This is a genomic window from Pseudaquabacterium terrae (assembly GCF_013266755.1).
GTDB lineage: Bacteria > Pseudomonadota > Gammaproteobacteria > Burkholderiales > Burkholderiaceae_C > Pseudaquabacterium > Pseudaquabacterium terrae.
Genome location: NZ_JABRWJ010000013.1, coordinates 168,717 through 175,560 on the forward strand (window position 1 = coordinate 168,717; position 6,844 = coordinate 175,560).

At 65.8% G+C, this 6,844-nt stretch carries 5 protein-coding genes and 2 pseudogenes; 5 read left to right on the forward strand and 2 right to left on the reverse strand.

What is annotated here, in order from left to right:
- Positions 1 to 119: 119 nt before the first annotated feature.
- The 5 genes and pseudogenes from HLB44_RS32610 to HLB44_RS32625 all read left to right on the forward strand — a co-directional run bounded on the left by HLB44_RS32610 (position 120) and on the right by HLB44_RS32625 (position 5,772).
- Positions 120 to 1,533: pseudogene (locus tag HLB44_RS32610) on the forward strand (IS701 family transposase).
- 196 nt (positions 1,534 to 1,729) lie between these two features.
- On the forward strand, positions 1,730 to 2,083 hold the full coding sequence (locus tag HLB44_RS36870) for a hypothetical protein (RefSeq protein WP_217283901.1): 354 nt from the start codon (positions 1,730 to 1,732) through the stop codon (positions 2,081 to 2,083).
- Positions 2,052 to 2,624: a hypothetical protein gene (locus HLB44_RS36875; protein ID WP_217283902.1), complete on the forward strand. Its 573-nt coding sequence runs from the start codon at positions 2,052 to 2,054 to the stop codon at positions 2,622 to 2,624. Before HLB44_RS36870 ends, HLB44_RS36875 begins: the two co-directional genes overlap by 32 nt.
- On the forward strand, positions 2,621 to 4,873 hold the full coding sequence (locus tag HLB44_RS32620; protein WP_173133523.1) for an ATP-binding protein: 2,253 nt from the start codon (positions 2,621 to 2,623) through the stop codon (positions 4,871 to 4,873). The genes HLB44_RS36875 and HLB44_RS32620 overlap by 4 nt, the downstream gene beginning before the upstream one ends.
- 59 nt (positions 4,874 to 4,932) lie before the next feature.
- Positions 4,933 to 5,772: a DUF3616 domain-containing protein gene (locus HLB44_RS32625; RefSeq protein ID WP_173133526.1), complete on the forward strand. Its 840-nt coding sequence runs from the start codon at positions 4,933 to 4,935 to the stop codon at positions 5,770 to 5,772.
- 243 nt (positions 5,773 to 6,015) lie between these two features.
- On the opposite strand, the pseudogene HLB44_RS32630 reads toward HLB44_RS32625, so the two are convergent.
- Both HLB44_RS32630 and HLB44_RS32635 read right to left on the reverse strand, forming a co-directional pair.
- Positions 6,016 to 6,294 (reverse strand): annotated as a pseudogene (locus tag HLB44_RS32630) (helix-turn-helix domain-containing protein); the annotation flags it as partial.
- Positions 6,291 to 6,626, reverse strand: coding sequence for a type II toxin-antitoxin system RelE/ParE family toxin (locus HLB44_RS32635; RefSeq protein ID WP_173133531.1), 336 nt, complete (start codon positions 6,624 to 6,626; stop codon positions 6,291 to 6,293). The gene HLB44_RS32635 and the pseudogene HLB44_RS32630, both read right to left, overlap by 4 nt.
- Positions 6,627 to 6,844 lie beyond the last annotated feature (218 nt).

Genomic DNA, 6,844 nt, shown 5'->3' on the forward strand with positions numbered 1-6,844 from the left:
CCATCCCGGGTGGCGGAGGTTTTCGCGCTGAGTCTTGGTTGCCACAGCCACTCCTAGTCTTACTGTGTCAGTAAAATCAAGGCATTATATGCATCTCTTCATCCTTTGCGCGAGGAATGATGGATGCAAGCGCCCGGTTCGAGCAGTACATGGAGCATCTGGCTGAAGGTTTGGGTCACGCGGATCGCCGCGCCGGCCTTCGGGGTTACTGCACTGGCCTGATGCTGCCTTTGTCGCGCAAGAGCATCGAGCCGATCGCGGCCCGAGTGGATCCGCTGCACGCCAGCGCGAAGCACCAAGCCTTGCACCACTTCGTCGCCAAGGCACAGTGGAGTGACCGCGAGATGCTGCAGCGCGTCGCCCAATGGGTCGTACCGAGGATGGACCTTTCTCGCGGGGGCTTCTGGATCATCGACGACACAGGTTTCCCGAAGCAGGGTACGCATTCGGTCGGGGTTGCGCGCCAGTACTGCGGGATGCTGGGCAAGCAAGACAACTGCCAGGTCGCGGTGAGCGTGTCCTTGGCCTGCGAGGACGGTAGCCTGCCGGTGTCGTGGCGGCTGTACCTGCCCCATGAATGGGCTGACGACCAAGCGCGTCGTCAGAAGGCGGGCGTCCCAGCAGAGGTCGAGTTCGCGACCAAGCCGCAGATCGCGCTGCAGGAACTTGAGGCATTGCTGGCCGAGGGCGCTCCCCGGCATTGCGTCCTGGCCGACGCTGGCTACGGGGTCGATACGGCCTTCCGGCAGCGACTGACCGAGTTGGGGTTGCCGTACATGGCGGGTATCACCTCAGTGCTGTCCGTATGGCCGCCGGACGTTGAGCCGCTTCCGCCCAAGCGGTATAGCGGCATGGGACGACCGCCGGTGATGCCTCGGCGAACGTCCATGCGACAGCCCAAGAGCGTCAAGGCGTTGGCCCAGTCGCTGCCAGCCACCGCCTTCCAGGCGATCAGTTGGCGCGAAGGCACCAACGAGACTCTCAGCAGTCGTTTTGCCGCCATGCGCGTTCGCCGTGCCGGAGGCAATTCTGGGCGCGCCCGGCTGCAGCCACAGGAGTGGCTGCTCATCGAATGGCCGGCAGGGCAAGACGAGCCAACAAAGTACTGGCTATCCACTCTGCCCGAAGGCACAGCGATCAACGACTTGGTCGACGCGGCGCACCTGCGCTGGCGCATCGAACGCGACTACCAAGATCTGAAGCAGGAGTTCGGTCTGGGCCACTACGAAGGCCGAGGGTGGCGAGGGTTCCACCATCATGCGTCGCTATGCATCGCGGCATACGGCTTCCTGATGGCACAAAGACTCATCGTCGGCATTTCAGCCCGACGGCAAAAAAAACTTCGCCGAACGCCAAGTGCCTGCCCTTCCCAACGATTACATCCCCCGCGGCAGTCCTGCGCGCCCAGCGCCACGTCCCGGACTCGCGATAGCGTCGCTGCGTCACTACCTGAGCTACCGTCTGATCGAACGAATGGGACTATGTCCGTGCTGCGGAAAAGATCGAAGTCGATCTAACGTTGTGACACAGTAAGACTAGCGCCTTGGCCAGACGTTGGTTCTTGACACTGCGCCGGTGTCAGCACGCGATCGGCGGAGACAGGCCGGGCCAGGCGGCGCGACGTTGTGGCGTCGCTGTCCTAGTCAAACGTGTGGATGCAAACGGCTCTGCGTTTGAGATAGTGGCCAGGGGTGCCTCCACCGTGGTGCCGCATCCTCGGGAGTCCTCGTTGTCCTACGTCGGCCAGCCATTCGCGCACGACATCTTCGTCAGCTACAGCCACGGCAGCGACGCCGCTGGCGACGCGACGCTGCAAGGCTGGTCGCTCGCGTTCGTCGGCCAACTCGAACGCGAGCTGCGCGCCGACCGCGCGTTCCGCGATACGTTGTCGCTGTTCGTCGACGCGCAGGGCAGGGCGGGGCAACGGCTGGACCGCATGGCGCCGCTGACGGATCAGCTCGACAGCCACGTCGGCGCTGCGGCGCTGCTGCTGGTGCTGCTGACGCCGGACTACCAGGCCAGCGGCTGGTGCCGCGACGAACGCGACTGGTGTGCGCGAAGCGCTGCTCGGCATGGCCGGTGAGCTGGCGCAGAAGCTCGATCTGCTGAAGGCCGAGCTCGAGCGCCGCCTCGCTGCCGAGACCGACGCCGGCCGGCTGGCGAGCGCCGGCGGCCAGACGCTCTACCTTCATGGCCGCGCCGACCGCGCCGCCGAGTGGGAGCGCGCTGCCAACGAGCTGACCACCAGCGGTTACGCGGTGCTGCCCGGCGAGCCCGATCCGGTCGACCGCGATCCGTCGCGGCAGGAAGTGATCCGTCAGCAGCGTGTCGAGACGCTGACGGTCTGCGATGCGCTGGTGCTGGTGGCCTCGCCCGACGGGCGTGCGGTCGATGCCGACCTGATCGTCGTCGGCAAGCACGACCGCAACTCGGCGCGCTCGCGGCACGACCGGCTGCTGCCTTGCGCGCTGCTCGACACGATAGGCGCGCCGGTGGCGACCCCGGTTCGCCGCAACACCGCGCGCATCGTGCAGGCCGACTGGCTCGATGCCACGCACGATCCGGTGACGCCGGTCGTGCAGCGCTGGCTGAACGAGAAGTCGCAGCAGGCGACGCCGCCATGAACGATGCGATCGATATTCCGCCCGACGCCGACGACCTCGCGGCGCCATTCCAGGTCACGATGCCGCCGCGGCCGTATCCTGGTCTGCGCCCCTTCGATGAAAACGAGTGGCCGATCTTCTTCGGCCGTGAGCGCATGACCGACGCCGTGGTGGCGGGACTGGTGAGCCGCCAGTGCATCGTCGTGCACGGTGATTCGGGCGCTGGCAAGAGCTCTCTGATCCGCGCCGGCGTGCTGCCGCGGCTGCGCCAGGAACAGGCCCGCTGCGGCCAACGGTGGCGCACCTGCATCACGCTGCCGCGCGGCGGCCCGCTCGGCAACCTGGCGCGCGAACTGGCTGCACTGGACAGCAGCGGCGGCGATGTCGAGCAGATGCTCGAGCTGCGCCGCCTGCTCAACCAGGGCCGGCGCGCCCCGGAGGCGCTGGCCCAGGCGCTGCTGCGCGATCCGCATGACCGGCTCTGCATCCTGATCGACCAATTCGAGGAGCTGTTCGAGTTCGCGCGCCAGGGCGGCACGGCCGAGTGCCGGCTGCTGACCGATTTCATCGTCCGCATGGCCGAGGCGCCGCCGCCGGGCCTGTACCTCGCGCTGACGATGCGCTCCGAATTCCTCGGCAACTGCGCACGCTTCCCCGGCCTGGCCGAGGCCGTCAACGAGCGCCAGTACCTGCTGCCGCCGATGGCGACGAGTGACCTGCTGCGCGCCATCCGCGAGCCGGCGCCGCCGTATGGCGGCAGCATTGACCCCACGCTGGCCGAGCGCCTTGCGGCCGACGCCGCCGCCAGCGACGGCCTGCCGTTGGTGCAGCACGCGCTGATGCGACTGCAGGCGCTGCGCGGCGGCGGCGCGACCTGGCGGCTGGATGCGGCTGACTACCCCGCCGACGGCCTCACCGGACTGCTCTCGCGCCACGCCGACGAGATTTCCGAAGCGGTGTCCCGCCTTGCCGGCGTCGACGCGGCGCTGGTCGAGCGGCTGTTTCGCGCGCTGATCATCGTCAGTCCTGAGGGCCAGGTCGTGCGCCGCCCGCAACCGCTGGCACGGCTGGCCGCTGTCTGCGGCGCGCCAGTCGACGTGCTGGCGCGAGTGGTCGAGATCTTCCGCGCCGACGGTGTCAGCTTCCTGACCACACGCAGCCGTAGCGATGCGCTCGGCGACGAAGAATGGATCGACATCGGCCACGAGGCGCTGGTGCGCTGCTGGACGGCGCTGTCGCATCCGCAGCGCGGCTGGCTGGTGCGCGAGGTGCGCGACGGGCTGATCTGGCGGGCGCTGCTCGTGCAGGCCGAAAGCTACGAGGCCGACGCGCAGAGCGTGCTCTCCGAAGCCACGACTGGCGAACGCCAGCGCTGGCTGAAGGGCCGCAACGAGGCCTGGGCCGAGCGCCACGGTGGCAGCTGGCAGCGCGTCAATGCGCTGCTGTCGGCCAGCGTCGCGGCGCGCGACGCTGCGCTCGCCGAGCGCCGGCGGAGCAGCCGGCTGCGCCGCGGCGTCGTGCTTCTGGCGATTGCCGCGGTGCTCGTCAGTGCCGGCATATGGCTGCGGTACGAACTGCACGGGCAGGTCACACAGGCGCAGCAGCAGGCGACCCACGCCGAGTTCGAACGCAACCTGACCCAGTTGCGCGCGGCCAACGACGATGCCGCGCGGCAGCTCCAGCAGGCGAACCGTGCGGTGGCGGCACTGCAGGAGTCATTGGGCGCGCTGCGCGAGGCGCGGCAGTCAGGCAGCGATGCCCGCCTGCGCGCACAGGTCGACGTAGCTACCGGCCTGATCCGGGCTGCGCAGTCCGACCTGAAACCGGCCGACATTGCGCCGCGGGTTTACCTGCACATCAGTGCCGCGGGCCAGCGCGCCACGGCCGAGCAGCTGCGCAAACTGATCGGGCAGCAGCGGCTCGACGGCGTCGCGCTCATTGCGCCAGGCGTGCAACTGGTCGCCGAGCAGGCCAACAGCGGCGTCCTGCGCTGTTTCGACGCTGACGAGTGCCGCGGCGAGGCGCCGAAGGTGCTCGCGCACGTCAACAGTCTGCTCGAGACGCCGGAGTTGCGACTGCAGGATCTGAGCAAGCAGTATGGTGGCGCCAAAGTCCGGCCGCGCCACTACGAGGTATGGTTCGGGCGCGGTGAGGTGCGGCTGCGGGCGGCCGCAGCGAACGAGCGCGTACTTGAGGCGCTGCTGCCTGTGGCCCCTCCTTTGCAGGACACCCCATCTTCGGTCATCGGTCCTCTCCTGGTACGACGGTAGCGGTAAATCCCAGCATTGCGAGGTACCAGGGAATGTGCGATGCGTCCGCTGCAGTTGCATTGGATGCGGACCACTTCGCGGTGGCAGACGACGAGCACAACACGCTCCGGATCTACCGGCGTGGGACACCATCGCCCGTCGATTCTCTCGTGCTGGATGCCTTCCTGGGCACTGAAAGGGAATCCGACCTCGAAGGCGCCGCGACGATCGGCAACGTGACCTACTGGATCGCCTCGAACGGTAGCGACAAGACGGGCAAGCGGCGCGTTGAGCGGCATCGTCTGTTCGCAACCGAGATTTTGCCCGGAATGCCTCCAGTGCTACGCCCCTTCGGGAAGGACTATCGCAACTTGATCGACGACTTGACGAAGGCGCCGACATTGCAGTCGTACCGAATCGACGCTGCGGCTCGGCTTGCACCTGACGCACCGGGCGGACTCAACATCGAGGGCCTCGCTGCGACGGCGGAGGGCCATCTGCTGGTTGGATTCCGCAACCCGGTTCCTGGGGGCAAGGCGCTCCTCGTTCCGATTGAGAATCCGGGCGAGCTCTTGCGGGGTAAGTCAGCGAAAATTGGCAATCCTGTCGAGTTAACCCTCGACGGACGCGGAATTCGGAGCATCGATTGGGTTGGACTCTATTACCTCATTGTGGCAGGGGCGCCGTCGGACCGGGACAGTTTCGCTCTGTACCGATGGTCCGGGAAGTCTGACCACGTACCCGCCCAGATTGCAGTGAACTTTCAGTCATTGCGACCCGAAGCGTTGTCTGTGATTCCGGGAACGCGCAGGGTCCAGATCCTTAGCGACGACGGGACGATCGACGTTGGCGGTGTTCCGTGCAAGAAATTGCAGCAAGCCAAGCGCTCATTCCGCAGTCTCACGATCGAGCTTGAGTAAGAGTTACGGGTATCAATCAAACCATCGGCAAGGATACTTCTGTCGACTGTGCGTTGTCGACCTCGAGCGCCGTCTGCATATGCCAGCGTTCAGAGCTCAGGCTGCATGCGCCACCCGTCTGCTTGGGGCCTTGGCGCGAGCTCGTGACTGTTCGCCACCAGCCTTTGCGCCGGCGGTCACTTTGGACGCCGTCTTGACCGCAGTCTTCGATCGAGCTTTCGTCACTTCGCGCTTCTGGGAAGCGGCAGCCTTCTTGACCCTCACCTCGACAATCAGTCCCGAGGCCGCCGCCATGTTCACCAGCGCATCGATGGCGAACAGGTTGCTCTTTCCTCGGAGGAGATCGGAGACGCGCGGCTGAGTTACCCGGAACATCTTCGCGGCGTTCGCCTGCGTCAGATGTTGGGCTTCGACGCGCTCCTTCAAAGCCTTCATCAGCATGGAGCGGATCTTCATGTTCTCGGCTTCTTCGGGCGTGTCTTCGATGGCATCCCAGACGCTGGCGAAACGTTGGATCGTCATCTTCTTTGCTCCTTCAATACTTCGGCGTAGCGCTTGACGGCGAGATCGATGTCGCTCTTGGCCGTCTTCTGAGTCTTCTTCTGGAAGGCATGGAGGACATAGACGGCATCAGTGAACTTGGCCACGTAGATGACGCGGTAGGCGCCGGATTCCTCTCGTATGCGGATCTCCTGAACCCCGGCACCAACGCTTGGCATGGGCTTCCAGTCCTCAGGCTGCAGGCCGTCCTGAACACGGTCGAGCTGGAAGCCTGCCTCGCGGCGTGCATCCAGCGGAAACGCCCTCAGGTCTTCCAGAGCAGTCCCGACGAACGCGATGTCCTTCTTGGGCATTGTGCAGAATATACAAGTATTGATATATTTCTGCAAGGGCGGCGTCAGCCAGAGTGCTTGCCGCCGGGGCAAGCGCCGTCCGCCCCGGCACCTAACCCGGAAATTTCACGCTACCCCCGTGAAAGCGAGGACGGCATTGCCCCTGGAATGCCCGTTTGTCGAGGTGCTGAATCTTGACGAAGGGCGGAGGCAATGCCGAATCCAGAATGTACCGGACA